Source organism: Aminobacter sp. P4_D5 (assembly GCF_056401815.1).
Genome location: NZ_JBFUIP010000462.1, coordinates 1 through 957 on the forward strand (window position 1 = coordinate 1; position 957 = coordinate 957).

A 957-nucleotide genomic window follows, 5' to 3' on the forward strand; every position below is an offset into this window, starting at 1 on the left:
GATCTGCCCACCGAAGGCCCCCTGCCCCATCGCGATCACCAGCACGCCGACGAAGCCGAGGCCGACGGCGCCGAAGCGGTGGACGCCGACCTTCTCGCCGAGGAAGGGAATGGCCAGCAGCGTCGCGAAGATGGGCGTGGTGTAGGTGAGCGCGGTCTGCTCGGCGAAGGGCAGCACCGTCAGCGAGAAGAAGGAGCAGGCCATCGCCGTCGCGCCGGTCATCGCGCGGAGCACATGGCCGCCCAGGCGCTGCGTGGCAAGCTGCGGGTTGCCCATCCGGAAGACGATGGCAAGCACCACCGGCATGGCCAGCAGGCTGCGGAAGAACATGATCTCGAAGAAGGGAATGCGGTCGCCGACCAGCTTGATCAGCGCCCCCATGATGGTGAAGAGCGCGGTCGCGGCGAGCATGAGCAGCGCGCCGCGCCGTGCGTCATGCCTCAGCGGCATGCATCGCCCTTTCCTCGGCGCGGCGAACGCGCTCGCGATGGACGTTGTAGATGCCGGCGGCGACCACGATCAGCGCCCCGCCCAGCGTGGTCCATGCCGGCACTTCGCCGAAGATGGCGAAGCCCAGTGCCAGGCCCCAGAGCAGCGGCGTGTACTCGAGCGGTGCCAGCGTCGCCACGCTCGCCAGCGCATAGCCGCGCGAGAACAGCAGGTGCGCGATCGCGTTGGAGGCGCCGAAGAAGCAGAGCAGGGCGAACAGGCCGGCGGACGGAATGATGTCCGGCTGTCCCGTGGGCGGCCAGAGGGCGGAGATCGGCATGACCGCCAAGCCCAGCGGGATGTGCGCCAGCATCAGCCAGAAGGCGATGGTCGTGGGCGAGTCCGTCGCCGCGAGGACGCGCATCCAGATCCGGCTGACCGCCATGCCGGCCACGGCGATGAGCAACAGGCCGGTATCCCATCGCCAGAGGTCGCCGCCGGGCTGGAGCATGACCAGCACGCCGACGA

At 69.4% G+C, this 957-nt stretch carries 2 protein-coding genes; both read right to left on the reverse strand.

Annotation, left to right across the window (positions count from 1 at the left end; translation table 11 throughout):
* A partial coding sequence (locus tag AC1DWF_RS32770; protein ID WP_476842685.1) for a DMT family transporter occupies positions 1-450 on the reverse strand: 450 nt, incomplete at its 3' end.
* Positions 434-957: EamA family transporter (locus AC1DWF_RS32775; protein WP_476842686.1), on the reverse strand; the 524-nt coding region annotated here is incomplete at its 5' end. The genes AC1DWF_RS32770 and AC1DWF_RS32775, both read right to left, overlap by 17 nt.